Source organism: Bacillus cereus group sp. MYBKT14-1, assembly GCF_051915185.1.
Classification (GTDB): Bacteria; Bacillota; Bacilli; order Bacillales; family Bacillaceae_G; genus Bacillus_A; species Bacillus_A cereus.
Genome location: NZ_JBQAEF010000016.1, coordinates 24,593 through 50,950, shown reverse-complemented (window position 1 = coordinate 50,950; position 26,358 = coordinate 24,593). Strand labels below are relative to the sequence as shown.

The following is a 26,358-nucleotide window of genomic DNA, read 5'->3' as shown; positions in this document are numbered from 1 at the left end:
AAAAGGATGTTATATAAAGCCTATAAGATAAACTTTTTATAACATCCTTTTTTCAATATGTGTATTGTTTTAAAATACCTTTTGATCTTAAACTATACTTTAAATTAGGTTTATTTCCCTTATACAAAACAAGAATTCTATCTATTTTTGTAGCATTCCCTTGTGTTTTCCCCCAAATCCTTGTAACTTTATCCTTAGAAGGTAGATAATCTTCTACAATTCCAAATAGTTTTAAGCTAGTCCTCTCTTTTATCTGCTCCCACACATACTCTGCAAGTTTCAATGGTTCTTTTCCAGGTTTAGCCACATCCCCTATTACAAAACATGCTACCCCTGAATCAGTTAAAACATTTTCACACTGCTTAATTATTGATTCCATAAAATCTACATATCCAGCAAGTGAATGATTATCATCAAGTTTTAAATTTTTATCGATTAATTTAATATCTTCTCCTAATAGCCATAAACGAATCCAATTAAATGTACCATAATTGACTACCTTTAAGTATGGAGGTGAAGTAAAAACCATTTTGACATTTTTATTAATAATATGTTCATTATTTATTTCAGAAAAGTTTTTAGCATTTTCTAAATATGCATAACCTTTGGTAATAGGTCTATTGTTTTTATAAAGCTTTATTACTTTACCTATTATTTGATCAAAAACATCTACACTTGGTTTAGTTAGACCATTAGTTTCAATAAATTTCTTAACATAATTAGGTGACATAGAAAAAGTATTTGGCATACTAATTGATAAATAACTAGTTCCATTTTTATTAAACTTACCGTGCATTATTCCCATTAAACTAGCTAATATAAATCTATCTACATCTGATATATTGTTTTTCCAACCTATGAATTTATTTCTTATATATACTAACTGTGGTAAAGTGACCTCAGTATCATATAGCATTTCTATCTCTTTTGGAACATTACTCAAATTTGGTCTTGCATAACCTTTTCGTAACTCTTCTATTCTTAAAAGTACTTCTTCTAAAGATGGCGAACATAATTTTGCACTGGTTAATAAATATGCTAGTGGATTCAAGTCCACTCCAATTCCCACTCTATCTGCAATACAAGCTTCAAGCGGCGCTGTACCACGCCCAGAAAAGGGATCTAGTACAACATCCCCTGTTTCTGTAAATTGTTCAATGAAATATCTAGGGACTCCTGGTGGAAACATTGCCAAATATGAACACATAGGATGAAGACTATGCCCCCATCTTTTTGGCATATCACTCCAATTATAACAAATCTTCGCGTTGTTTTTCTCTTCCATTTTTGTAAAAATTGCAACCACAATCTTCACCTCTCTTTTTCATTTTGAGAATACATATTTAAATTATCAATAAGACTTTTCTTAAAGAAGTAATCTCTTCCAATTTTAACGCCTTGCAGTTTACCATTTTGTGCTCTTCGAACAACTGTTGCATGTGACTTTTTAATTTTTTTAGCAACCTGTCTAGAGGAATAATAATAATTTTGAATAATTTCTTCTATATTTATCTCTTCCTCGTAAACTTCAATTATTTTCTCTATTTCATCAATTATTGTTTGGCATTCGTAAGCTTTCTGGAAATCTAAATCAAGGATAGCTCGCCACAATTTCCCACTTTGATTTTCAATTTGATTTACTAAAAAGTTTCTCAATTAAAATCAACCTTTATTTTTAAATTTCATTTCAAAGTAAAATAATACCATAATCTAATTATACATGCAATTTAGATTGCATGTATAATTAGAAAAGGACAATGAACTCATTGCCCTTAAAAATTTAAATCCCTACTATTTATAATTTTGACATAAAATCTTATTAGATTTATAAAATAACATCCCTCAAATTTTTTTCATTTTAATTAGATACTATTCTAGTTCCTTCAAAAGATCTTCTTCAATTAAACTTTCCGAATAGGAAATTTCTTCCTTGGATAACCCAAACATTAAACCAATCAATAGATCTGATACCACATATCTAAACCGTCCATCCATAGAGGTCAAATGGTTAATCTCTCTAATTAATAATATATCAATATTTTCCACTTCAAAATTAGAATGTGGTACCATTTGTAAAATTCCATTTACATCCGTATGATCACAGAAAAGAATTACTTTATCTATATGAAAATATTCTTCCTTTGAATAGTAGTCTTTAATAATCGATAATATGTTTGTAGTAAGGTAACTATCTTTAAAATCTTCTACAATAAATAAATTTTTATATTTCCCTATCCATTTCTCTTGTATCAATTGATTTAAATACGTACTCAATTTTCTATTTACCAAGATATATATTGAATACTCTTCAAAATTAGTTGAAGTAATTTGTCTTGTGAATTGTTCGACAATTGGTTCTAATTTTAAATCTAAGTCTAGGTTCAAGTCTAAATCAATGTTTGTTTGTCTATAAAACCTTATTTTTTCTTCAATTAAATTATCTAAATAATGAGCATCTATAACAATAATGTTCCTATAGCTTGATACCGATTCATCTACTATACATTTAATAGGGGCTTCTCTTTTAAAATTTATATAATTAAAATCTAAATCATATATTAAATCTAAATCAAGAACAAGTTCTCCTATACCCATATTCCTAATAAATTCTTCCCTATATATAAAAGGAGTTGGGGGAGACTGAAGCATATATGTAGAAGGTATAAACTCATCCGTCCTAGAATTATCTTCTAATTTCTCACCAATAACTGGGCTTGATAAGATTGCATAATTAACCTCATTAGAACGCCTTCTAATCCAAAATTTAACTTCTTTGCTTGCACTGTAACCATCAATTCTCACAAAAACACGTGAATTACTTGAAAAGTCGTAGTATATTAAATAATTTGGTATAACTGTATTTATAGTTTTTACCATTGCCTCTAATATATACTTATTCTCCCTCATTTTTTCCTGAATAAACTTCTCAAAGAAATACCCGCTAGTTTCATTAAAACTTGAGGCATAAAATATAGTATCATTTCTACATAAAAGAGAAACTAATTGCTTGTTTACTCCACTATCCGTGAAGTGATACATAAAATCTTTACACCACCTTATTTCCTTATCTAGATACAAGCCAAAATAAACTCCACCAACACCATTTTTAATAAAGTTTTGTTTTAACGACATGCACTGAATTGTACTAATAATATCAGCTAAATGTATTTCTGCATCATTTCCGCTCTCTTCTTTACATACCTTAACAAGCTCTTTAATAGATGAAGATAAGTAGGGGATTGATTTTCCCGAACCAATCTCAACAAAATCAAATACCTCAGAAAACGATGAATTTTTTAAATGATATATTTTATTTTGGTTTTCTACTTTTGAAACTACTATAAGTTCAAACCCAACATTATAAGAATTACAAATCCCTTGAAGAATCTCTTCTAAACTTACATAGTCTAAATATGATAAATTTGCAATAGCTTCCAAAGCTACTTTTTCATTATTACAACTATACGCAACCGCAGTTGTTTCATTTATTTTAATAATCTTCTGTGAAGTTTCTTGAGTCCAATACTTTGAATACAAGCCTTCAATTTCTCCGAATGAAGAGGTGCCTGCCAAAAAATCTTCATTCGTTAAACTAGATGTTACAGAATCTGCAACCAAAAATACTTTTTCATCTTTTTTCCATGCAAAACAATATGTCATAAAAGTATTCTCCTTATTTAACTTAACAAGCAAGTTAGATTATTTATCACTATATATAATATTTAATATAATATACTTTGTAAAATTGCATCACTATCTCATTTCTATTTACTACTATGATTTACTTTTTAATAAAACCCTTCTCGTTTCAAAAAAATTCATATGATGCCTTTCTTAGTGAAGTTATGAATACTTACTCAACTTCACTATTCTGTATAATCCCTCTGACATCTCAATTGAATTTTGGTAGGGAGAACACCTTCTCTATTTACTTATTATTCCAACCTATATTTTTAATTAGAATAATAAGAATCAAGTTTATTTCCTAACTACTCTATAGAGAACTCTGTGCATCTTAGTTACCTCCTCAATCTCTTTAATAGCCTTCTTAACTAATTGCTCTATTATTTTCTGTATACCTCATTTTTTCAAATACTCTCTAATTTTCTTTAACCATATCAGCTTAAAAATCAGTTATAACACATTAAATATAAAATTAGACAAATAACTATATGTAATACATCAAAATCCCCCTCTTCATTCTGGATTTCATTTATCGACTTCGTTAAGTGGAGGCTTCGATTTTAAAAAAGTCCCTATGCCCAAATTCTCTTGCTATAATAGACCTTCAAACTTTGTTATCTATTTTCATGTTTAGCTATAGACACACGGCTATAGTGAATTTATAAACTGAGTAACTCTTTATAATTCGCCTCAAGTAAACTGACGGAATAATTTTATATGGAAGTAAATCACAAACTCACTCTTTAATTTATTTACTTAACAAAAAACAGTCAAAAGAGGCTTCTATTTCACAAATCAATATTTTTGCTATTTTAACAAATAATTTTTACCCGTTTAGAAAAAGCGGTAAATACCTTTAGATATTTTGTAAATAAATAGTAAGTTAATTCTGTATTTTATTAGTTCAATAAAAAAGTAAGAATCTACAATTAGCTATTGAATAAAAAAAGACAAGAAGTCAAAAAAGAAAATAAATAATACAAGCAAACTCTTATATTCCTAATATAAATATATTATAATAAATATATGACTAAAAATTACTAAACATTATTAATACATATGTATAGTTAAATTCGACATATTAATTTTTATTTTTCATATACTTTTCTAATAAATATTTTCAAACCATTGAATGTATTTTTGAGTACAGTAACATTCACTTCTTGATTCTACAAGGAAATTAATTGCTAATAATTATTCAAAAAGAATTTCAAATTTGTTAAACTATGGTAGTAACTAAAATATTAAAGGGGACATTTCATATGATTTGTGTTGTTTACAAAAAAATAAAAAATGCAAATGCAGACATTATAAATAGTTTTTTAGTAGAACAACACGCCTTGACTAATCAAAATGAAGGTGTTTTTAACCTAGAGTTTGATAATAACTATATATCTTTTAGTTATTATAAAATTTTACAATCCCTAGAGTGTATATACGATAGAAATAGTGATACCGTTATATCGGAAGCTGCTAACAAAACCTTTAGATGTGATGTAATTATTTTTATTCAACATGAATATATGGTTTTATATGGTGATAAAACAGCCTGTTCTTCTTTAGGTGCATTTTTAGATACAAAATCTCCGTTTAATCCCTATACATACACACTTAACTTAAGTGACTTGACTAGTAAATTTAATGAGTCTGACTATTATATAAAAAAAGTGAAATTTAAAAACGTTGGTTTTTTAGGAATTTCTCTTCCTGCCTTATCATTAGAATTTAATAATAACTCAGATGCATTTAATATATTAAAAAAAATCCCTTCATCTCCTTCAAATATTAAATTACTAGTTTATTTGCAAAAAGAAAATTACACTTTAGATATAAATTTAAATTTAGGAAAAATCGTTTTGTCTTACAATACGATTCAAAAAATACATTTAGAAAATATTAAAGAAAAAATTCTATTCTTATTTGAGGAGGCATAACTAATAATGTCAGAAGAACAACAATTCCAAGGTGATCGATGGACCACTCAAACATCTAACATCTTAAAAGAATTAGGATGGATTCAAAAAGGAGATGCAAATTTTGATATTCCTTGTTTTAATAAAAAAATTCATAAAACCGGAACTGCTAATAGGAAAAATCCCCATGGCATAGACTTACTTTTTGATTATTTTGATCCACATAAAAAAAGAAATTTAGGTGTAGTAGTAGAATCTAAATATAGAAAATGGAATGGAATAAACCCCAGCAATATACAAAAATTTGTAGACCAATTACTAATGACAGTAGAATGTGCCAGCACAAATACACAATTAAAATCTTTAGGTTCTGACAATATTAGAACTGGTCTGCTTATGATTTGGTGTAATGAACCAGAACTATTTAATAATCAAATGTTTAAGGATTACCTAAGGAATTTAAAACTACAGCAACGAAAAAATCCAATTCCCATTTTTGTGGCTTCTAATGTAGAAATTCTCCGGATGTGTTCGTTAATAGATACAGTAAAAGGACTTAAACAAGATCCTAACACAGAATCTTTTTCTTTCTTTTATCCAAGTGATTATTTTAGTGGTGGACAAACCCCCTCTCTAAGAAGGGATCATATTAATCTCACATACATGTTTTCAAGCTATATTTTTGCCAAAAGCAGAAGAACTAAACATTCTAGGAAGGGTGTAGAATTGCATGAGGTTAACCATGTATTTTTCTTTGCTACACCCACTATAGAAGAATTGAACTTTATGTACACCTGTATAAAAAAATTCCAATTTGAGGATGCTGACAAACTAATAATTCATTTTTATGGTGAACAAACTGAATATCGCATTGAAATTAAGGAATTCCTACGAGTTAAACAAGAAGAATTAATAAAACAAACATCATATTTAACTATTGAAATAGATTATATGAAAACATTTTCTAATGTACCGGAAAATTATACTTTATAAGGGAGACAATCATGGAACTCAAAGACTACCCACATAGATTTCATGTAAAAAGAGTGCTTGAAAAATTTATAAATCCTAAGGATTCTTTAGATATATTTAAAGAAAATGGAATACTTATTAATGCATTTACCAAAAAAGATATTGCCAAAATTGGAGCTGATTTTTATTTTTCACGAGAACAATTTTTAAAATTCAAAAATAAAATAGAATCTGAAAATAACTATAAAAAATCTAGTAGAATAAATATTCCCAGTAAACAAGTTTCAGATTTAAAAGAAGCATTAATTTCTGCTCAAGGAGCATTTATAGATGATGAAAACACACAGATTAGTGTCCTCGACAAAGAAGACGGTACATGGATGTTTGAAATAAATTACACAGAATATAAACCTGGAATGATTGATTTATTAGATCGTACTGCACGGAAAGTAACAGTAACAGTTGATGATAAATCACCTGTCTGTAACCTTGATTTTGATATCTCAACGACACGTGATCATAAAAAAATATCACAAGTGTTAAATTATATTCATACAACTAATCCTAATATTCAATTTGACTTTTCAGAAATAAATTTAAACGAATTAGAAGAAGAATATCGAATTAAGTTGTTTGACATTTTTTTCCAACACAACCATAATCCATGGAAATTAGAGAAAATAGTTAAATTAAAAGTTAAGAGATATAATAACGATACCATAGTAAGTTCTGATAATCTAAAAGGGATAAATTCAGCTATTCTAGGTGGACAAAATTTAATAGATAATAATTTTGTAAAAAGCACAATAAAAAATGGTTTTTATTTTTCAATGGCTACTATGCGATTTGAAAACTCATCATCTCCAGAATATATAGATTTAGCAATAGAATTTAAAAGTAGACCTGAGAAATGTGAAACAAAAATTTTAGCATCCGGTGTTCTCAAAGAAGAAAATGGTGAGATTCAAGAAACCAAACATGTTTTTGATAAAACAACACAAGACACTATACTCTTTACTTTTAAAAATGCCCTTTATAAGATATTCAACGAATTAAAAAAAGAAAATGAGGCACAAAAGAAAACCGAAAAAAACAATGATAAACTTGAAATAACAAGTGATGATGTACACTTTGAAGGTATAACCACATAAAGATATCATAAAGAAGAAATAATAAAAAGAAAGATATCCTAAATTCTTTCTTTTTATTATTATATATATTTTACTCCAATAATTTGATATAGTTTTATACCTTCTATCTTTTTAAATACTATAACCCATGCATATCTTTTCCCATTCAATACTATTCCCATTTAGTTAGTGCGAAAACATTCATAAAGATTAACCAAATCAAAAATCTTATCAAAGACATTATTAATATTCTCTCATTTATGTTCTATGAAATAGATTTATTATTCAATAAATTAATTAAAAAAGCTATCGGATAAATACGAAATATTTCCAAACTCACTATTAAACATATAAAAAATTTTATAAAACCACTAAATATATTCTTAATAGTAAAATAACCAACTATCTATCATTTAAAAAATAGTTGGTTACCAATATATTTAGATTTTCTTGTTTCTACACTGTTTAATTAATATTACTGATAGTTCATGGTATATTCATTTATAAATAAATTTGGTTCTAAATTAAATGTTTTCAATAACCCTGCTACAGTTATAGAATCATACTTACATGAAGCTACTTGAGTTGCAAATGCTGTTAAATTATTTCTCAATTCCTCTAATTTTTCATTAGTTATAATTCTAGTATGGGGATGAGGAGTAGCTGCAAACTCAAATTTATTATATGGATGAATCATAATAGGTCTTACATTTGTAATTAATGGGTACTGACTCTGGAACCAATGAACAGATCCATTTAGTTGATTACAATATTTTTTAGAAATAGCTTCTGCAGTTGCTTCATTTTTACATTCAATGACCAATGCAGTGTTCTCACCTGTTGCCCAAAGATTATCTGGTCCCTTGTTGAACTCATTTTCTGGCCTTTGTGATACAAATCCTAAATGATCCCCTAATTCTTTTATGGCCTGCTCAAAATTATTCGCAGAATATTCGTTGAAGTGAAGTTTGTCAATAATGGCTTTAAATCCTAAAACATACTCATTTGTATCTTTATATTTTAAAACATTAAAACGTATTATTTTATCTACTTGCGGAATGTTCTTAAATTGTAATTTTTGATATGTAATCCCATTAATAGGATAAGGTATATGACTATTTAGACTTTTAGCAGATTTTACACTTTCTTGTGCAGCTATGTTGTTATTGAAATTCATGTATTTAGCATATTTATATTTTATATAACCCTTGGAGTTATTCTTTACTTCAGTATTAATCATAGGTTGTAAGGTATTAACAGCTTTTTCATAGTCCCTACTTTTAGCAGCATCAAAAGCTTTTTTCTGGCTTAATATCTTTTCATTAAAAGAAGCTTGAGTATTATACTTAACTTTTAAAATCGTTGCATTATGAAGTTTAATCCAACTAGGGTCTCTATTCAAACAATAATTAATAGTACTATTAATATCTACTATACTCCCATTAACTAATTGCTTGTTAATATTTCTAGAAAGCTCCAATTGTTTTTGTGTGGCTTCTGTAAAAGCTTTTTTGGCATTTGGTGCATATAATGTCTTAACTAATGAATTCCCCATAAGAAAAACTACACAATAATCTTCTTTTGAACGAACACCTCGTCCCATACCCTGCTCAATTCTTTGTATTTTATCTACTAAAGTTTCATTACTGTCCCTTAGTGTAGCTTCTTCAAACTTTTCAAATTCACTTCGAACATCAGGCATGCCATCTAATACTAATACTTGACATGCACTTTTTGGTAAATCTATACCATCATATCTATTTATTAATACGATTAAACCTAAATGTGATGTTTTCAATAAATTTATTGTTTCAATAAGTTCTTGTTGTTTTTTTACAATTATATTTGCAACATCTTGCCAATATCTAGATCTGTATTCAGAAGGTACTAAAATAACTACATTTTTTGTTTGGGCTAATTGATGAAAGTAAGCTTTTAGCTCATTGTCTGTAATATTTGGATTGATTTCTTGTGGTATTACAATCAATCTTTCACCAATATCGTTTGCCTTTTCAGGAGTAATACTTTCTTTAATTTCATCACTGTGTATATTAAAATGTGATACTAAAGTAGTATCATCATCAATAGTTGCACTCATAAAAATACGGTGTGGACAATCATTGAAACTTGGTATTACCTCAACAGGAACAAAATCTAAGTTAATTACTATTTCATTAGAAGAAAATATACAATCTGCTAATTCAAGATTATCCTTAAGTAGCGACCAATTGTAAAATAAACTACTATTATTTTGATCATTATTATCCCTTTGTTTATGTAATAAACTTCTAACATCTGAAATTTTATTCTGCCATTCCCAAAATGGTATTAATTGCTGAACCCCCTTATCACCATCTGTTAATTCTAATAGTTTACTTTCACTTTGGTGTCGAATGCTGTCTTTAAATACATCAAGCAATTGCGCATACAAAGAATTATTTCTAGGAATTGTTATAGCAAATTGTGATTTGGCAATTTTCATACAGGCATGTGCATCATCCACAATTAAGCATCCTATATTCTTCTCTATTGTATTAACACCGAATGTCGAACGACCATTTAATACTGTGTGGATATTAGTTACAAGGATAGCTTCACCCGTTTCAAAATCTATATCTCTTACATTTCTCGTAACCTTTATCCCTAAATCATTAGCTTCTCGGATAATTTGTTCTATTAAATAATTGTCTGGTACAACATAAACCGCAGGGCCTTTACCATCATTTAAAAACGCTTGAAGAATTAACAACCCTATTACAGTTTTTCCACTACCAGTATTCATTTTAATAATTGTATTTTTATTTTCAAAATGATTTTCATACCAGTTTTTCAATACTTCAACTTGTGCATGCCTTAAAAGCCCTTCATATTTTTTATTTTTTTCAGGTAATAAATCAAAAATATCAATAGGATTAGTAATTGATGCACTTAAAGTATCATTTAAAAGTTTATCAAAATTTAACAATTTTCCCACTCCTTTCTTCTATTATAATAATACTTCATTTATAATATCATTGGTATTATAAAATTAAATAACTAAAAAAATTCACCAATTATGGTATTCCATTCCTTGTTGTCTTTATTTATTCTAATTCAATAATTTTATTAATTAATACACGCCAAAATATCTAGTTATTCCTCCACTCGACTCATACATTCTTTAATTTCAACAAAAAGCATTCAATTTGTCATCATCATACGAGCTATTTTTTTACGTTTTTAACCATTATTTAAAACTAGTTATTTTTGTTTAAGCATGAATATATGCTCCATTAATTCAAAATTTTCACTAATATCCCCTTTCTATATACACCAATAAAGGGTATCACTTTCTATATCAAATACACAATAAAGGAAACAATTGTAAGTGGGATTTTTCTATCCAAACAATATTATAATTCATTGCGATGTTTTATCACTCTTTCATTAAGCCCGCAATTAAATTTTTAAGATTACTTTATTACCGTCAATTTTAATTTAATAACATTTAGCACATAAAACAAATCAGTATACTCGCTGCTAGGACTGTTTACAAGAGGTATTAATTTAACATTATTGCTTCTTAAAGGTTCCAACACTTATTTGGCTTTTTCACAAATCATGGCAGTTCCAGATTAACCGAATAATTTCAAGTAAATATTTTTATTAATACAAGATATAAATCGTCAGTTTTAACTATATAGTTGAGAAGGAATGCTAAAAAAAGAAGAAGGATTATGATGAAATATCAAAAAATATTTCCCTCATTAAAAAAATCACTCTTTATCTTTTCTTTCAGAATATTAATTTTCACACTCCCTCCCTCTACCATTTCACAATCCAATAACAATGTAATTTCTGTTACAAATTACTATGTATTTCCAACAGGAAACGACCTCAATCTCGGTACATTAGATCAACCTTTCGCTACTATTTAAAAAGCTGCTAATGTCGCAACAGAAGAAAGTACAATCTACATAAGAGGCGGAGTTTATAACCAAAAGGTTCATGTGACTCATTCTGGTTCCTCAGGAGCAACCATTACTTTTCAAAATTACCAAGATGAAAAGGTAATTCTAGATGGTTCTAAAGTCAAGTTAGAAGATGATGGATTATTTACAATAGAAGACAAAAATTATATTCAAGTAAAGGGATTAGACCCTATGCATACAAAATTAGCAGTAGTCGGTGATGTAAATAGAAGCGGTTCAATCGCTCTAGCCGCAACTCCACCCTTAAAAGCATTGGGTGTAAAGAAGAATGTATGGTTTGGTATTTAAGAATATATTCAATTCTATAATACAGAAAGGTTCCAAGAAAAACTTCACGGCCTTTCCCCGATAGAATATCGGGAAAAGGCCGTGGCATAATACTCTTTTTATTACTGTCTACTTGACAGGGAGATGACCACGCAGCTCCCTCTTTTTTTAGATAATTAAATATGCTCTCCATGATCCATAAACACTTCAATAGTTTCATTATGTGATACGTCTTTTACATTAGTAAGACCAAAAGTAAAAACAGCGGATAACATCATCATTAATAAGATTGCTTTTTTCATTTTAGTGCCCTTCTTTCTATACTCTTTTTGTCTGCATCTAAAGCGATGTGTAAATACTTGCTGGCTTTTTCGTGATTTTCTGAACCATAGAATATATTACCTAAAAGATAAGCATATTCTTTTACCCAATCATATAATTCTTCTTTTTCAAAATACGAAATACCTTCCATGACCACCTTTTCTAATTCTTCTTGTGGTGCATAGTTATGTACTGCTTTTAAAATTTGAAAATGATGACGATAACATAAGTCACTAATCTTATAGCCATTCTCAATATATTCATTAGCATTATGATTATGACCTAACTTAAAATGTTCTCTTGCTAAAAGAAACATCGTTTTAGCGTTGTTTTCTAGTGATTCCTCTAAATGCTTAATTGCTAACTCTGACATGTTTTGACTTGCATATAAAAGTCCTAAATTGTGCTTTACACGTTTAGTAAGACTTTCGTCATTAGATTTTTGGAAAGTACCCAATGCTGAAAGTAAATATTCTTCTGCACTTTCGAAATCACTTAAGCGAGTGTGTGCCATCCCTAAAGTATTCAAACAAGCAGCAGTTTTTAATTCATACCCTGGATTAATTGAAAATACTTCATTTGCCTTCGTAGCAAATTGAACTGCTAGGATTGGTTTCAATATGTGATAGTAATGAACTGCAAGCCAATAATTAAATTCAGCTTTTTCGATTTCATCATGCATGTACTCTAAATACTTTTCAGCTTCTTCAAATTGTATTCTTGCTTCACTATGGTTTGCTGTATTAGTAGCATAAATTGCTTTAAATAAATGATGATAGTACTCTAAAAATGTTTCTGTAGGCTCTTGTAATGGCTCAATTTTATCCAAAATATCTTTTGAACTATCCATATCACGAATTAGCAGATTATACCGTGCATTTAATAAAGCATAGTAGACTAATATTGTTTGGTCTTCCTTAATATTATTGATTTTATCTGCAATCTCTTCTTTTATTTTATTAGACTGTAATACACTTTGTGAAATTATAGCTTGATACCAGTCGTTTAATAATTTTGTGATTTCTTCTTTAGAAATAATTTCAACATTCATATACGCTACCCCCTTTTATTAAAGGTTACCATAACATACTTGTTTATATAAATGATTTTCCGAATATTAAAACTTGATAAATTTTTTCGAACACTCATATTAAACAATGTTAATTTCAGATTTATTGAACCACCCCCACTTTAAATAAATATCTGTTAATCTTACCAATCAAATTAGTACAACAGTTAACATGATACACAGGGAAGCTTTAATTGAATAGAAAACATATTTTGAATAACTTTCCTTAAAATTAGTATCAGTATCTCTCATTCCCTCGTCTACCGATTTTAATATCCATATTTCTTTAAGTACACGTATATATGATTTGATTTTATACGAAAAACCATGAATTATTAAAAATTTAGTTTCAGATAGAAGACGTAGACCATAGGAGTTGATGTCCCTTAACCCGCAATACATTCCTGTTTTTTTTATTGATACAAGATATAAATCGTCAGTTTTAACTATATAGTTGAGAAGGAATGCTAAAAAAAGAAGGAGGATCATGATGAAATATCAAACCATATTTCCCTCATTAAAAAAATCGCTTTTTATCTTTATCCTTTCTTTCAGTATGTTAATTTTCACACTCCCTACCTCTACCTTTGCACAATCCAATAGCAATGGAATTTCTGTTACAAATTACTATGTATCTCCAACAGGAAATGACCTCAATCCCGGCACATTAGATCAACCTTTCGCCACCATTCAAAAAGCTGCTAACGTCGCTAAAGAAGGAAGTACAATCTACATAAGAGGCGGAGTTTATAACCAAAAGGTTCGTGTCGCTCGTTCTGGTGCCTCAGGCGCACCCATTACTTTTCAAAATTACCAGGATGAAAAAGTCATTCTCGATGGTTCTAAGGTCAAATTAGAAGATGATGGATTATTTACAATAGAAGACAAAAATTATATTCAAGTAAAGGGATTAGAATTTCGTAACTTAAAGTCAACGAAAGTTAGCGAAACCCCTATTGGAATTTATATCACTGGAACAGGAAGTTACATTGATATTAGAAATAATTATATCCATCACATTGAAGCGAATGTAAAGAATGGAAATGCACATGGCATTGCTGTCTACGGTACTTCATCTAGTGCACAAAATAATTTAAATCATATTGTCATCGATAATAACGAAGTAGCAAATTTGAAATTAGGATTGAGTGAGGCAATTGCTGTGAATGGAAATGTAGATTCCTTTGAAGTTACCAATAACAAAGTACATGATAACAACAACATCGGAATTGTTCTGATTGGACATGAAGGCGTATCTTCAGTAGCTGCTTTAGATCAAGCACGGAATGGAGTTGTTCGTAATAACATTGTCCATCACAATTCATCCATCAATAATACGAGTTATAATGAATATTCAGCTGATGGTATTTACGTGGATGGCGGAAAGGAAATTATCATTGAGCAAAATCAAAGCTATGAAAATGATCTCGGTATTGAAGTAGCTAGCGAACATGCAGGAAAAAGTGCAAGCCAAATTACCGTTAGAGACAATACGATATCCAATAATATTATGAGTGGCATTGCAATTGGTGGATATGATAGTCAGCAAGGATATGCGGAAAATAACACGATTACAAACAATGAGATTTATAAAAATGATACAAAAGATCAAGAGAGTGGCCAAATCGAATTAAATTATGATACTCGGAACAATGTAATTACCAATAACCAAATCTATGCAAGTAATAGCCGTATTTTTATTAGCAATAGTTTTAATAAAAACACTGGAAACAAACTCGATTACAATCATTACTATGGTGAATTCGATCAAAGTAATGGCTTATGGCAATGGAAAAGAAAAACGTATAAAGGATTTACATCTTATCAGGCAGGTATGAATCAAGAAGGAAATGAACAACATAGTGTATTTAGCAAATTGTCTCCTTCATTCAAACTTATTTTAAAATGAAGCGAGTTTACTAAAATGACTTTATCTTAGCACACTTCAAATCCCCTCCCCTATAATGGCAAGGATGAATTAAAAATTGCAGTTTCAATTGAAACTGCAATTTTTCCATGCTTATAAAAACTCTGTATTTATTCTTTAAGTACATAGGCGTATCTATAATTATATTAGTAAGCTTCGGCCAATTTCTCTTAATATGAAGCACTAATACTTCCACAGAAATTAATCTATTATTAATTCAAGAACAAGTATATTAAAAATATGCTCCCTTATTTTTAATATTTCTTTTTATATTTAATAGCTCCTTCTCCAATATGAATAAGCAACTTTTATTATCCCTAAAGAAATAAAGAAATATAAGAGGATATTCACAAATTGTTCTGCTGTAATATATTGAAGTATGTTAAGAAGAAACAATATAACTATTCCCAGATAAAGAGTGTTATATAAAAAATTAGTAGTTTTATACTGAATTTCTAACCCCCTCTCATCTCTAGCCTCCTGGCTTTTTTGAAATTTAAACATATATAATTCACTTAGGCATGATAAAGCTATAATAATAATTACAGCATACTTTATAAATTCCATTTATTTATTCCTCCTTATATTCGAAAACTTCCTCTAATGGTTTTCCAAAAGCTTGGGCTATTTTAAATGCAAGAATTAAAGAGGGATTATATTTATTCCTTTCCATAGAAGCGATAGTCTGTCGACTAGCACCTACTCTCTCTCCTAAGTCTTGCTGTGTCCAACCTTTTTCGGCACGACAAACAACTATTCGGTTGTTTAACAACTACCCCCACCTCCTATGAATATTTTATCCTATTTTTAACATTTTGCATATCTTTTTTAACATTTCGCATATCTTTTTTAACATTTTGTTAAATATTATATATGAAGAACTTTTAATAGACTAGTTTCTCTTTAATTTAATTAAATAATTACAATAGAAAACAGCACATAAATTTCTATGTGCTGTTTTCTAAATTAATACTTAATTGGTTTTTCCAAAGTCAAGACAGAAGGAACTTGATTCGGTTTAGCTAAGCGTAATAATTGATATCCTATACCAGATAACCCCATAAATAAACCTGGAATTTCAATATGACGCCCAACACCAGTTTTATATTTTCCTATTTCTTGTTTTTCCTTAATTGTATTCATTCCTACCGCATGAGCCATTCTATTCCATTCTGGACGTCCTAATACATTTCCCGCGACATGGAATAATTCTGAATTTCCTAGATCACCGTGACAAAGAGAATGGCTCCGTCCCATTCCAACATCTACAGTTGTAGATACTGCGGTTTCTATCTCTTGTTGTAATAATGTATCTTTAATATAAGGCAAATACAAAAGACGACTTAAACCAATTCCAGTGGCTCCATGACACCATGCTGCAGAAAATTCACTTGACTTATGTTGCGAACATCTTAAATCTGCCCAATTACAATTTTTTGAATTATATAAAGAACGGTCATATCGAATTGCTTCTAATGCTGTTTCAAAATATTTTTGTTTGGAAGTTTGCTTATGCAACCTTAACAATGACCAGGCAATCCCACTTGTACCGTGCGATAGCCCGCCTAACATTATTTGACTTGAAGGATCTGACCAACCAATTCCTCTTTCTGTAACTATTTTATTTTCAATTAAATGATCACCATATTTCTGAGCAATATTAAGTGCCTGTTCATTATTAAACTGTTCATGAATATTAAGCAGGACTTGAATTATTCCAGCACTTCCACCCAGTAAATCATAAAATTGATCATTCTTTACACTTTTCTCTATATTATTTAAAGAATTTTGAATATATAACTTCCACTTTTGATTTCCACCATATAATGCATCAAAATGAGAAAGGATGTATAAATGAGAAGCCTGCCCATAAAAAGCGCTAGCAAACGATTTTTCTTGTATAGGCTGTTGTAAAATTGATTCCATTGTTTGCATTGCCAACCTATTAAAATCCTCTTCTCCCGAGACTTTTCCTAAATAGCCTAAGAACATTGCAATACCACTTAATCCATTGTATAATCCGCTATCTAAAGCTGTAACTTGCCATTGATTATGATAGTTCATTCCGAGGCCAACCCACGTGGCATCGTTATAAGAACCATGGATAACTTGTTCCTTCAATCTATATCCAATATTTTTTGCTTCTTCTATAAATATATCTGTCTTGATTTCCTTTAATTCTTCCTTTAGGTATGTAGCCTCTTTAACAATAACTTTTTCCTTTATATTACAGGAAAGCGAAGCTTCAATCCACTTTGACTGCTCTTCAATACTATCTAATGTAAGGTTTTTTATACGTTCAACAACTATTTCATAACTTGGTTGGTCAAAGTAATTTTCAATTTTCTCACCAGAACTTGCAAATAAATCTCGACTTCCAGGTTTTGTGGTGAAGATAGGGATATCTCCATTGAATAAATCTTGTTTTTCAAATGGAATTTGACGTGTATCTAATACAGTAAACCAAAGTCGATCTAATAATTTCTCAAGCTCCACACAATCCCTCATATAGTCCGGATGGTGTTTTTCTAAAAGAAAATTCCCATAATATTGAGTAGGTCGTACTACAATTCGAATTTCAGTATCTTTAAATTTAGCTATAGGACCATCTTCATGAAGAAGTTCTGATTTATTATTAAATATAATTTGAGCTGCATACTGATATCCTTCAATAATAGAATCTACATGTGACGATGCCCCTATTGCTTTCCCGTTTAACTTTGGAACATTATTATCATTTATATCTGCCATTACCTTTTTACGAACAAACCGCATCTCATCTGTACCTTCATTTTCAGGTCGCAGTAAAGGTATAGGCAATTCTTCCTGATTTTGTACACTTACTCCACTAATATCAATACCATACCCTTCTGCATTCTTAAAATATAAATGTGGAAGTAACGCAGTACCTAGAACGGAATTTATAATTTTATATTTCGCTTCTATTTCAGCCGTTTTAATATTTATTTTAGCTGGATGATGAAAAATAGTTTCTAAATCAATTAATGTAGGAAATTCACCATCAGCAACTATATTTTCATGATGAAAATCAGTACCATTTACAGCATTTAAAATAGCTAAATATCCACCTAAACGTTTATAATAGTTTTCAATTTGGTCCTGTGTCTTACATTCTCGATGTTGAATACACTCCTCCCAAACATAGTCCTGGCAGTTTAATATATTATGTCCCTTTAACTTTGGTGTAAATCCTTTTTTATTTATCCAATCTAAAAGTTCATGAAAATAAATTGCTACAGTTAATGGCTTTGGTTTATATAATATCTCTTTATTTTTTTCAAACTTAAATCGCATTACAGATCGCCCTTGTTGATGAGAGTCTCCTAGTCCAACAGCTATAGATTTAAGAGAAAGCGCATCTAGTTTTAAAGATTGATTAATTTGATCCCAATCTTCTTCAAAACGAGTTAATGCTTCAGTTATTGCATTTACATAATAATTTGTACGTATCATTAAAATCCTGGTAAGAACAGGGTATTCTTTGTATATAAACTCAAGTGCGTCAAAATCTAGCAGTTTAGTTCTTACAAAGGATTCAAATCTTTCTTCAGGAGTATTTCCAGTCAATTCTTTTAATTGCTTTGCAATATATAGCTCTAAAGTGATAGTTCTAGCACCTATATTAGTTAGAGCCTCAATCAAATTATATAAAATTGAAGACTGTAATTGATCCCAATCCACTTTTTTCGAAAGGGACGGATGCTCTTGATAAAACTTATTAAATCTATTTTTTGCCCAGAGCATAAAAGGACGGAAAGCTAAACTAATATGTAATTGATCCGGCTCATTTAACGCTTTATTTCTATGAAGTGTTAATGCTTCCTCTATCCAATTCATCCATAAGGGATTTTGATTTGGTTCTAATTTGTTTTGTTGTAACCATTCTTCATTTTCAGATGCTTTTAATGCTTTAATAAATAACTTTTCATCTAACTGCTCCACTTGAATTCTCTTGTTCATTGAATCATCATTTAATAAAGTGTCTTCTTTCCATTTATTACGATAACTTTGAAATTCTTCTTCATTTAAATTAATTGTATCAATCTTATCAGCTAGTTGAATTCTTTCTTTTATAGATAACGACTTAAACAAAGTAGTCGAAATTAATGGTTTAATGCTAGTATTTTGATTCAATTTTTTCAAGCCTCCATTTTAACATAATGTTTTTTGAGTAACCTAGTATTTAAAAAAACACCATAATGTAAATTATATACATTTACATTATGGTGTTTTTGTTACTCTAATCTTTATTCTCAACTATTAGCAGTATATTTTTGAGATTGAAAAACCTAGCGCTAGTCCGCCACCAATAGCACAAACTGGAGTCGTTTCAGGTTGAACATCCCCACCAGCATAAATGCGTGTCAACTCTTCTTTTGATACTTCTACTAATTTTGCACCTGCTGGATGATTTACTGCTAATTCTTCAATAACTTCATTTCGATTCATAATCAAATTCCTCCTTTAATGTTAACTACAATCATTATTTTATATGAGTAAGATCTTTATTTGTAGTTCGCAAATTTGCATTTTTTTATTATTTCGTTAAAATTATTTGATTATTTTTGTAATATGTTTTTTTCACTTATATAGTTAAAATATAGCTTATACATAAGTGATTTTATTTGACGTAAAAGGCTAATGACCAAAGAAAAAAACTACCTGTCCTCTAAAAATTATGGACAACAGGTAGTTCTTTCTATCAATTTTTAATTTTATGTTTATAACTAGCAGTGCATTCTAGAAAGACCAAGACTAACAGTTACTCCTTGAAGATAAAGCATAGCCGTAGCACAAGCTGGGCTTGTTTCAGGTTGAACATCTCCACCACCATAAACACGTGTTAACTCTTCTTTTGATACTTCTACTAATTTTGCACCTGCTGGATGGTTTACTGCTAATTCTTCAATAATTTGATTACGATTCATAATAAAATTCCTCCTTTAATATTAACTACAAATAGTATTTTATATGAGAAATTCTTTTAATTATAGTTCGCAAATTTGCATTTTTTATTATTTAGAAAATACTTTCTTACATTTACTAATTTTTATAAAACAAATTAAAATATTCCTCAAAATAAAATAGGGACCTCCACGTAAATCAATGGAAAATCCCTATTCTTTATAATTTATATATAATATTTATTTGATTAATTCTAACGCCTTATTAACATTTATTAAACCGTATCCATATTGAGGGTCTTTACCAGGAGCCCCTAAATCTGTTGAACTCTTTTTTAATATATTTTTGATCTGAGCTATGTTTAAAGACTTTCGCCCTCTCTTTTGTTGTTCAGCAATAAGAACTCCAACCGCTCCAGATACTTTTGGTGCTGCTACACTAGTTCCTACCATTAAAACATAACCTTCCGGTAAGTTTAAAGCCTTGCTTAATGGTGGTTGTGGTAAATTAGTTGGATAAGTCGTTAATGTCATAGAAAGCGGATCTAGTTTTTGCTCAGTAGCCCACTCGGGTCCATAATCTCCGGCAGGAGCAGCTACAGAAACCCCACCATAGTTTGAATAAGATGCTAGTAAGTCATTTTTATCAGTAGCTGAAACAGTAATTAATGATGGAACCCCACCACCTGGAAGATGTACTTGCTTATCACCAGAAAAACCTCGTTTTTCTGCTATAAGCGTTGGGTTATTATTATCGAAACTCTCATTTCCTGCACTAGCTACAACAATAACTCCATGTTTATGTGCATACTTTACAGCTCGTTTATAAGATTCTACTACTACTCGATCTTCTGGCTTTTCCAATGATTTGTACGTTCCTAGGCTTAAATTAATAACATCTACTCCATCTTTTGTAGCAGTAATAATTGCTTGTGTAACCCAGGCTGATTCAGCTCCATCTTGCCAATTATCCATAACTTTATAAGGGATAATGCCTAACTCTGGTCCAACTCCTAACATATTTCCATTAGCTGCTATAGTACCAGCTGCCATTGTACCATGCCCCATGTGATCTTCAGTATTATCTACATTGGGAACAAACGATCTTCCTTTAGAAATAATATTCTCCTTTAAATCTGGATGGTTAAAATCAACACCGCTATCAATAAGAGCTACTTTTACATTATGATTACCTTTTTGCTTTTTGAAGCTTTTTCCATCTTCGGTAATTTTCTTTATATCCCATCCTAACACTTGATATAATTTCGCTTTTTCTTCCATATTTGGAACAGCAGTAGGAATAATCTCATTTTCAGAAATACTAGATTTTAAAGTATCTTCTTTAGGGTCAATTATTTTACTTTCTGGTCCAGTAGATTCAATTTTATTATGAAACTTTTCCTTTACTTCATTACTTGCTTTTATATGCTGACCATTATCTGTATCTTCAATCTTAACCATTGCGATTTCAGGAATTACCGTACTCTTTACACTTGGGTATTTTTCCTTAATGAATTGGTTTACCTCTTCTGAAGTATTTGAATCCGTAAACATAAATAGTTGATCAGTTCTACTCTCTGCATTACTTGACTTATTAAAAGTAAATGTAAATAGCATAACAGTAGTTAAAATTACGATTATAGTTCCTAATTTAGATTGCCACTTCTTCATTTTGATTCTCCTCTTGAATTGTATATAGTTGATGATAAATGCCTTCTCTTTTTAACAACTCTTGATGATTTCCTATTTCTTGAATTTCTCCATCCTTTAAAACAATAATTCGGTCCGCATCTCTCACTGTAGATAATCGATGAGCAATGATAATCTGCGTACAGCCTAACGTTCTCAAATTCTGTTGAACTCTTGATTCTGAAAGATTATCTAAAGCTGAAGTTGCCTCGTCTAATATTAATATTTTAGGCTCATTAGCTAAAGCACGTGCTAAAAGAAGACGCTGTTTTTGACCACCTGAAAAATTACTACCCCCTTCAGAAATCATTGTATAATAACCCATAGGTTGTTTCAGAATCTCCTCATGAATATCTGCCAATTGAGATGCTTTAACTACTTTTTCTAAGGAAATTTGGTTATCTAAAATTTGAATATTTTCTAATATACTTCCATGAGTTAATCTGGTTTCTTGTAAAACCGCTCCCATCTGACTGCGTAAAGCATGTAGATTCAATTCCTCTAATGGTCTTCCATCAATAATGACTTTTCCATTAGTAGGTGAATATAATCCTAGCAATAATTTTGCCACTGAGCTTTTCCCTGAACCAGATGGACCAACAATAGCAACTTTTTCTCCTGCTTCAAACTTAACATTAAATTTAGAAAGAACTTCCCTTCCAAAATGGTCGTATTTGAATGACACATCTTTAAATTCAATTTCACCTTGAATATTTTTAATCTTGTGTCCATCTATACTCTCAGATTCGCTTTCCATCACATCTTGTAAGCGCTGTATATAAGCCACTAAGAGTAACAATTGAGAATACGTGTTTCCCATAGAAATAATTGGTACCATAAACGATGTAGCCAGTGCCGAAAAACCTAGAAGTTCTCCTATCGTAAATTCCCCTTTTAATATAAAGATTGAACCTACCCAAAGTAAGATTAGAGGGGTAATAAATTGAATTCCACTACTAAAAGATTCTAAAGTAGTAGAAAATAAATTTTGCTTTTGAGAAGCTTTTAATTGATTATGAAATAAACGATGCCAGTGATTAAAAACCTTTTTTTCAGCACCTAAAATCTTAACATCACAAATTCCATGAATACTCTCAGTTAAATAACTTTGTGTTTTGGTTTGTACCATAATATTTTGATCTGATAATTTCTTCATCAAACGAGTACTTAATAGTGTGATACTTGTGATAATACTGCATAATAATATTACTAACAAACCTAATTTCCACTGCATATAGAACATCATTATTGCATATCCAATAATTAAAACCATATCAATAATTAGAGAAATCATACGAGAAGAGAGAATTTGTCTGATTATTACATTTGAATTGGCTCGGTATATAAGTTCTCCACTTGTTCTAGCTTCAAAAAATGAGTATTTAAGACTAAATAATTTAGAAATAAAAGCTGACATAAATGAAGAATCCATACGTGTTTGAAGAATAGTAATTAAATACCCTCGAAAAATAGAGAATACTTGATAAAATAAAAATAGACCGAGCACACTTATCCCTAGAATATTTGTGTATTCTGCATTATTAGGTACAATAACCTTATCAACAACCCATTGTGTAAATTTAGGAATAACTAGTCCAATACCTTGTAATAGGAATGCCACCAACATTATACTTATCAGTATATTTTTATGCATTAAAACATGTTGTAATAGAAAATTGAGTTTTAATTCCTTCTTTTTTGTAATAAATTTTTCATCTGTTTTAAATTTCAAAACATATCCAGAATAAGAATTCTTAAAGATCTCCGGCCTAACTTTCCGTCTCCCATTAAGGGGATCAACAATAGTAATATTACCTTTATTAATTCTCTCAAGAACAACATAATGTTTATTTTCCCAAAAGAGGATTGCAGGACCTGAAATCTGACTTAAACCATCGTAATCTGTTTTATAAACTTTTCCTTTAAGATTAGTTTCTTCCCCCATCTCTATCAAATTATAAAGAGAGGTGCCCTTTTTAGAAGCTCCGAATTTATTTCTTAATTCAGATAACGTTACATGATAACCGTAGTAACCTAATACCATCCCCAAACAAGCTAAACCACACTCGCTGTGCTCCATTTGTTCAATATAAGGCACTCTTTTGCGCATAATCATCATTCCTCATAATTTCTTCAAATTCTAACCATCCACGATGATAGGCAAGAATTCCTATCTGAACTCGAGAAGATATTCTACATTTCAACTTAATTGATGAAATAATAACCCCTACTCTTCTTCTACTAACAAATAGTTTTTGTGCAATTTCTACATCCTTATAACCGTGTGCAATAAGAATGGCTACTTTTTTTTCTTGGTCACATAACGATTTCCCCATTTTAATTCACCTTCCAGTAATATTTTTTGCAATGAATATCCTCTAAACTAACTTTTGTTATATTAAGAAATATGGATTTAACGATAAATCCACCCCCTTAAAATTTGCGCGATAAATTATTTTTCTGTAAATGAAAATAATTTAATAACTTAAGAATTTAATAGCGCATTAATTATTTCTGGTATTGAATTAACCTTCAGATTAATCGGAAGGTTAGATAGATATAGAACTCGAGTTATAAAAACAAAGCTTCAATACCTTTGATAAAAGTAAATAATATCCAATTTATCTCTTAGCAAATAATACTACTAAATCTATAAATTGGGAAGGGGTTAATTTCCATTTAATAACTAATAATTTGTTTTTATGGATATAAATTCTATATATCTGAAAAATAATAAATGCTTAAATCTTGATTATTTTAATTATTATTTTCTTTTTCTTTTTTATCATTTCTAATAAACAGAATATTTTTTCATCTATTCCTTTTTCATTAAATTTTATCCAATTTAAACCAAATACTAAACGCCCTGAATGCATTATTGGCCTAGCTTTATGTTTAATTTACAATTAGTATATTTTAATTAATATAACCATGTTCATCCTCAAAAATAGAACATTTGGTTATATTAAAAACTTATAGTTTCACTCCATTGAATCTCTTAACTTTAATCCTTATTACGGTACGTAATTTTATTTAAAATACTATTTGGTAAAATTTAACTATGCAAAATTGCATATTTTTTCATGCTATAAGAGTCCGTCTAATTCATATTTTAAAGCTAAAGTTTCTTTTCTTTTTACAAATAAACACATAATTATCCACCTTAATATTCTAATCCCAAACTTATATTCAACTTTTTAATTCCCGAAAACCTTTCACTATTCTTAAAATATAATAATTAATTGACATTATTGAATGCACTTTTATTAATCCAAAATCATACAACTTCTATAACCTTTTAATGTAAAATGTTTTTCTTTAATACCTATTAAAAAAATCCTAAGTAACATAATTACTTCCGAAACAATTGAATATCATTGACTTGATGAAGGTTAGGTTTGTTCGTGCTGTAGTTTTATTTTGCATGAGATGTGTGTAAAACTCCAAAAAGATCTAAAGCTTGTTCACGCGGAAGTAAAGGTAGCAACCCCCCTATTGGTATTTATATTACTGGAACAGGAAGTTATATTGATATTAGAAATAATTATATCCATCACATTGAAGCGAATGTAAAGGATGGAAATGCACATGGTATTGCGGTCTATGGTACTTCATCTAGTGCACAAAATAATTTAAATCATATTGTGATTGATAATAACGAAGTAGCAAATTTGAAATTAGGATTGAGTGAAGCAATTGCTGTGAATGGAAATATAGATACCTTTGAAGTTACCAATAACAAAGTACATGATAACAACAACATCGGAATTGTTCTGATTGGACATGAAGGCGTATCTTCAGTAGCTGCTTTAGATCAAGCACGGAATGGAGTTGTTCGTAATAACATTGTCCATCACAATTCATCCATCAATAATACGAGTTATAATGAATATTCAGCTGATGGTATTTACGTGGATGGCGGAAAGGAAATTATCATTGAGCAAAATCAAAGCTATGAAAATGATCTCGGTATTGAAGTAGCTAGCGAACATGCAGGAAAAAGTGCAAGCCAAATTACCGTTAGAGACAATACGATATCCAATAATATTATGAGTGGCATTGCAATTGGTGGATATGATAGTCAGCAAGGATATGCAGAAAATAACACAATTACGAACAATGTAATGTATAAAAATGATACAAAAGATCAAGAGAGTGGCCAAATCGAATTAAATTACGATACTCGGAACAATGTAATTACCAATAACCAAATCTATGCAAGTAATAGCCGTATTTTTATTAGCAATAATTTTAATAAAAACACTGGAAACAAACTCGATTACAATCATTACTATGGTGAATTCGATCAAAGTAATGGCTTATGGCAATGGAAAAGAAAAACGTATAAAGGATTTACATCTTATCAGGCAGGTATGAATCAAGAAGGAAATGAACAACATAGTGTATTTAGCAAATTGTCTCCTTCATTCAAACTTATTTTAAAATGAAGCAAATTTACTAAAACAGCTGTATCTTAGCTTATTTCATCT

The 26,358-nt window shown here is 29.7% G+C and carries 18 protein-coding genes and 3 pseudogenes; 7 read left to right on the top strand and 14 right to left on the bottom strand.

The genetic code is table 11. The annotated features are described in order from the left end of the window. Positions 1–52: 52 nt before the first annotated feature. The 3 genes from ACTFO4_RS25385 to ACTFO4_RS25375 form a co-directional block, all read right to left on the bottom strand. Positions 53–1,306, bottom strand: a complete 1,254-nt coding sequence (locus ACTFO4_RS25385; protein ID WP_440014541.1) for a DNA methyltransferase — start codon at positions 1,304–1,306, stop codon at positions 53–55. 5 nt (positions 1,307–1,311) lie between these two features. Further along, the gene (locus ACTFO4_RS25380; protein ID WP_267378871.1) at positions 1,312–1,656 is read right to left on the bottom strand and encodes a helix-turn-helix domain-containing protein; all 345 of its coding nucleotides are present in this window, start codon (positions 1,654–1,656) and stop codon (positions 1,312–1,314) included. Between the two features lie 213 nt (positions 1,657–1,869). Next, complete coding sequence (locus ACTFO4_RS25375; protein WP_440014542.1) at positions 1,870–3,660, bottom strand: hypothetical protein; 1,791 nt, start codon at positions 3,658–3,660, stop codon at positions 1,870–1,872. A 1,286-nt stretch (positions 3,661–4,946) separates the two neighbouring features. Between ACTFO4_RS25375 and ACTFO4_RS25370 the strand changes: the two genes are divergently transcribed. The 3 genes from ACTFO4_RS25370 to ACTFO4_RS25360 are packed head-to-tail and all read left to right on the top strand — an operon-like array spanning position 4,947 to position 7,720. Beyond that, on the top strand, positions 4,947–5,618 hold the full coding sequence (locus ACTFO4_RS25370) for a hypothetical protein (protein ID WP_440014543.1): 672 nt from the start codon (positions 4,947–4,949) through the stop codon (positions 5,616–5,618). A 6-nt stretch (positions 5,619–5,624) separates the two neighbouring features. Beyond that, complete coding sequence (locus tag ACTFO4_RS25365) at positions 5,625–6,590, top strand: hypothetical protein (protein ID WP_440014544.1); 966 nt, start codon at positions 5,625–5,627, stop codon at positions 6,588–6,590. Positions 6,591–6,601: 11 nt separating this feature from the next. Continuing rightward, complete coding sequence (locus tag ACTFO4_RS25360; protein ID WP_440014545.1) at positions 6,602–7,720, top strand: hypothetical protein; 1,119 nt, start codon at positions 6,602–6,604, stop codon at positions 7,718–7,720. 454 nt (positions 7,721–8,174) lie between these two features. Here the strand turns inward: ACTFO4_RS25360 and ACTFO4_RS25355 are convergent, their stop codons facing one another. After that, positions 8,175–10,673 (bottom strand): DEAD/DEAH box helicase family protein, encoded by a 2,499-nt coding sequence (locus ACTFO4_RS25355; protein ID WP_440018875.1) that lies wholly within the window; start codon positions 10,671–10,673, stop codon positions 8,175–8,177. Between the two features lie 1,156 nt (positions 10,674–11,829). Between ACTFO4_RS25355 and ACTFO4_RS25350 the strand changes: the two are divergent. Together ACTFO4_RS25350 and ACTFO4_RS25345 are read left to right on the top strand one after the other, a co-directional pair. Next, positions 11,830–11,937, top strand: a pseudogene (locus tag ACTFO4_RS25350) (damage repair protein); the annotation flags it as partial. 21 nt (positions 11,938–11,958) lie between these two features. Further along, positions 11,959–12,048 (top strand): annotated as a pseudogene (locus tag ACTFO4_RS25345) (IS3 family transposase); the annotation flags it as partial. 65 nt (positions 12,049–12,113) lie between these two features. On the opposite strand, the gene ACTFO4_RS25340 reads toward ACTFO4_RS25345, so the two are convergent. Then, on the bottom strand, positions 12,114–12,239 hold the full coding sequence (locus tag ACTFO4_RS25340) for an aspartate phosphatase (protein WP_440014547.1): 126 nt from the start codon (positions 12,237–12,239) through the stop codon (positions 12,114–12,116). Further along, positions 12,236–13,309: a tetratricopeptide repeat protein gene (locus tag ACTFO4_RS25335; RefSeq protein ID WP_440014548.1), complete on the bottom strand. Its 1,074-nt coding sequence runs from the start codon at positions 13,307–13,309 to the stop codon at positions 12,236–12,238. The genes ACTFO4_RS25340 and ACTFO4_RS25335 overlap by 4 nt, the downstream gene beginning before the upstream one ends. Before the next feature lie 508 nt (positions 13,310–13,817). On the opposite strand from ACTFO4_RS25335, the gene ACTFO4_RS25330 reads away from it, so the two are divergent. After that, entirely contained in the window at positions 13,818–15,236 is a 1,419-nt protein-coding gene (locus ACTFO4_RS25330; protein ID WP_440018874.1) for a right-handed parallel beta-helix repeat-containing protein, read from the top strand. Between the two features lie 291 nt (positions 15,237–15,527). On the opposite strand, the gene ACTFO4_RS25325 is transcribed toward ACTFO4_RS25330, so the two are convergent. The 8 genes from ACTFO4_RS25325 to ACTFO4_RS25290 all read right to left on the bottom strand — a co-directional run bounded on the left by ACTFO4_RS25325 (position 15,528) and on the right by ACTFO4_RS25290 (position 24,204). Beyond that, positions 15,528–15,821 (bottom strand): hypothetical protein, encoded by a 294-nt coding sequence (locus ACTFO4_RS25325; protein WP_074790070.1) that lies wholly within the window; start codon positions 15,819–15,821, stop codon positions 15,528–15,530. A 4-nt stretch (positions 15,822–15,825) separates the two neighbouring features. Next, positions 15,826–16,026: a helix-turn-helix transcriptional regulator gene (locus ACTFO4_RS25320; protein ID WP_000933887.1), complete on the bottom strand. Its 201-nt coding sequence runs from the start codon at positions 16,024–16,026 to the stop codon at positions 15,826–15,828. A 194-nt stretch (positions 16,027–16,220) separates the two neighbouring features. Next, positions 16,221–19,409, bottom strand: coding sequence for a type 2 lanthipeptide synthetase LanM family protein (locus ACTFO4_RS25315; protein WP_440014658.1), 3,189 nt, complete (start codon positions 19,407–19,409; stop codon positions 16,221–16,223). A gap of 126 nt (positions 19,410–19,535) precedes the next feature. Beyond that, positions 19,536–19,724, bottom strand: a complete 189-nt coding sequence (locus ACTFO4_RS25310) for a mersacidin family lantibiotic (RefSeq protein WP_016078320.1) — start codon at positions 19,722–19,724, stop codon at positions 19,536–19,538. A gap of 278 nt (positions 19,725–20,002) precedes the next feature. After that, entirely contained in the window at positions 20,003–20,203 is a 201-nt protein-coding gene (locus ACTFO4_RS25305) for a mersacidin family lantibiotic (protein ID WP_440014660.1), read from the bottom strand. A gap of 216 nt (positions 20,204–20,419) precedes the next feature. Next, entirely contained in the window at positions 20,420–21,850 is a 1,431-nt protein-coding gene (locus ACTFO4_RS25300) for a S8 family serine peptidase (protein ID WP_440014662.1), read from the bottom strand. Then, positions 21,831–23,978, bottom strand: coding sequence for a peptidase domain-containing ABC transporter (locus tag ACTFO4_RS25295; protein ID WP_440014663.1), 2,148 nt, complete (start codon positions 23,976–23,978; stop codon positions 21,831–21,833). Before ACTFO4_RS25295 ends, ACTFO4_RS25300 begins: the two co-directional genes overlap by 20 nt. Further along, complete coding sequence (locus ACTFO4_RS25290; RefSeq protein ID WP_016078316.1) at positions 23,953–24,204, bottom strand: response regulator transcription factor; 252 nt, start codon at positions 24,202–24,204, stop codon at positions 23,953–23,955. The genes ACTFO4_RS25295 and ACTFO4_RS25290 overlap by 26 nt, the downstream gene beginning before the upstream one ends. A 1,149-nt stretch (positions 24,205–25,353) precedes the next feature. Between ACTFO4_RS25290 and ACTFO4_RS25285 the strand changes: the two are divergent. Next, positions 25,354–26,316: pseudogene (locus tag ACTFO4_RS25285) on the top strand (right-handed parallel beta-helix repeat-containing protein); the annotation flags it as partial. Between the last annotated feature and the right edge of the window lie 42 nt (positions 26,317–26,358).

Coding starts and splice junctions, on each gene's coding strand:
- ACTFO4_RS25305 (WP_440014660.1), bottom strand. CDS start 20,203: ATGAATCGTAATCAAATTATTGAAGAATTAGCAGTAAACCATCCAGCA.
- ACTFO4_RS25360 (WP_440014545.1), top strand. CDS start 6,602: ATGGAACTCAAAGACTACCCACATAGATTTCATGTAAAAAGAGTGCTT.
- ACTFO4_RS25300 (WP_440014662.1), bottom strand. CDS start 21,850: ATGAAGAAGTGGCAATCTAAATTAGGAACTATAATCGTAATTTTAACT.
- ACTFO4_RS25370 (WP_440014543.1), top strand. CDS start 4,947: ATGATTTGTGTTGTTTACAAAAAAATAAAAAATGCAAATGCAGACATT.
- ACTFO4_RS25290 (WP_016078316.1), bottom strand. CDS start 24,204: ATGGGGAAATCGTTATGTGACCAAGAAAAAAAAGTAGCCATTCTTATT.
- ACTFO4_RS25310 (WP_016078320.1), bottom strand. CDS start 19,724: ATGAATCGAAATGAAGTTATTGAAGAATTAGCAGTAAATCATCCAGCA.
- ACTFO4_RS25325 (WP_074790070.1), bottom strand. CDS start 15,821: ATGGAATTTATAAAGTATGCTGTAATTATTATTATAGCTTTATCATGC.
- ACTFO4_RS25330 (WP_440018874.1), top strand. CDS start 13,818: ATGAAATATCAAACCATATTTCCCTCATTAAAAAAATCGCTTTTTATC.
- ACTFO4_RS25375 (WP_440014542.1), bottom strand. CDS start 3,660: ATGACATATTGTTTTGCATGGAAAAAAGATGAAAAAGTATTTTTGGTT.
- ACTFO4_RS25335 (WP_440014548.1), bottom strand. CDS start 13,309: ATGAATGTTGAAATTATTTCTAAAGAAGAAATCACAAAATTATTAAAC.
- ACTFO4_RS25340 (WP_440014547.1), bottom strand. CDS start 12,239: ATGAAAAAAGCAATCTTATTAATGATGATGTTATCCGCTGTTTTTACT.
- ACTFO4_RS25295 (WP_440014663.1), bottom strand. CDS start 23,978: ATGCGCAAAAGAGTGCCTTATATTGAACAAATGGAGCACAGCGAGTGT.
- ACTFO4_RS25365 (WP_440014544.1), top strand. CDS start 5,625: ATGTCAGAAGAACAACAATTCCAAGGTGATCGATGGACCACTCAAACA.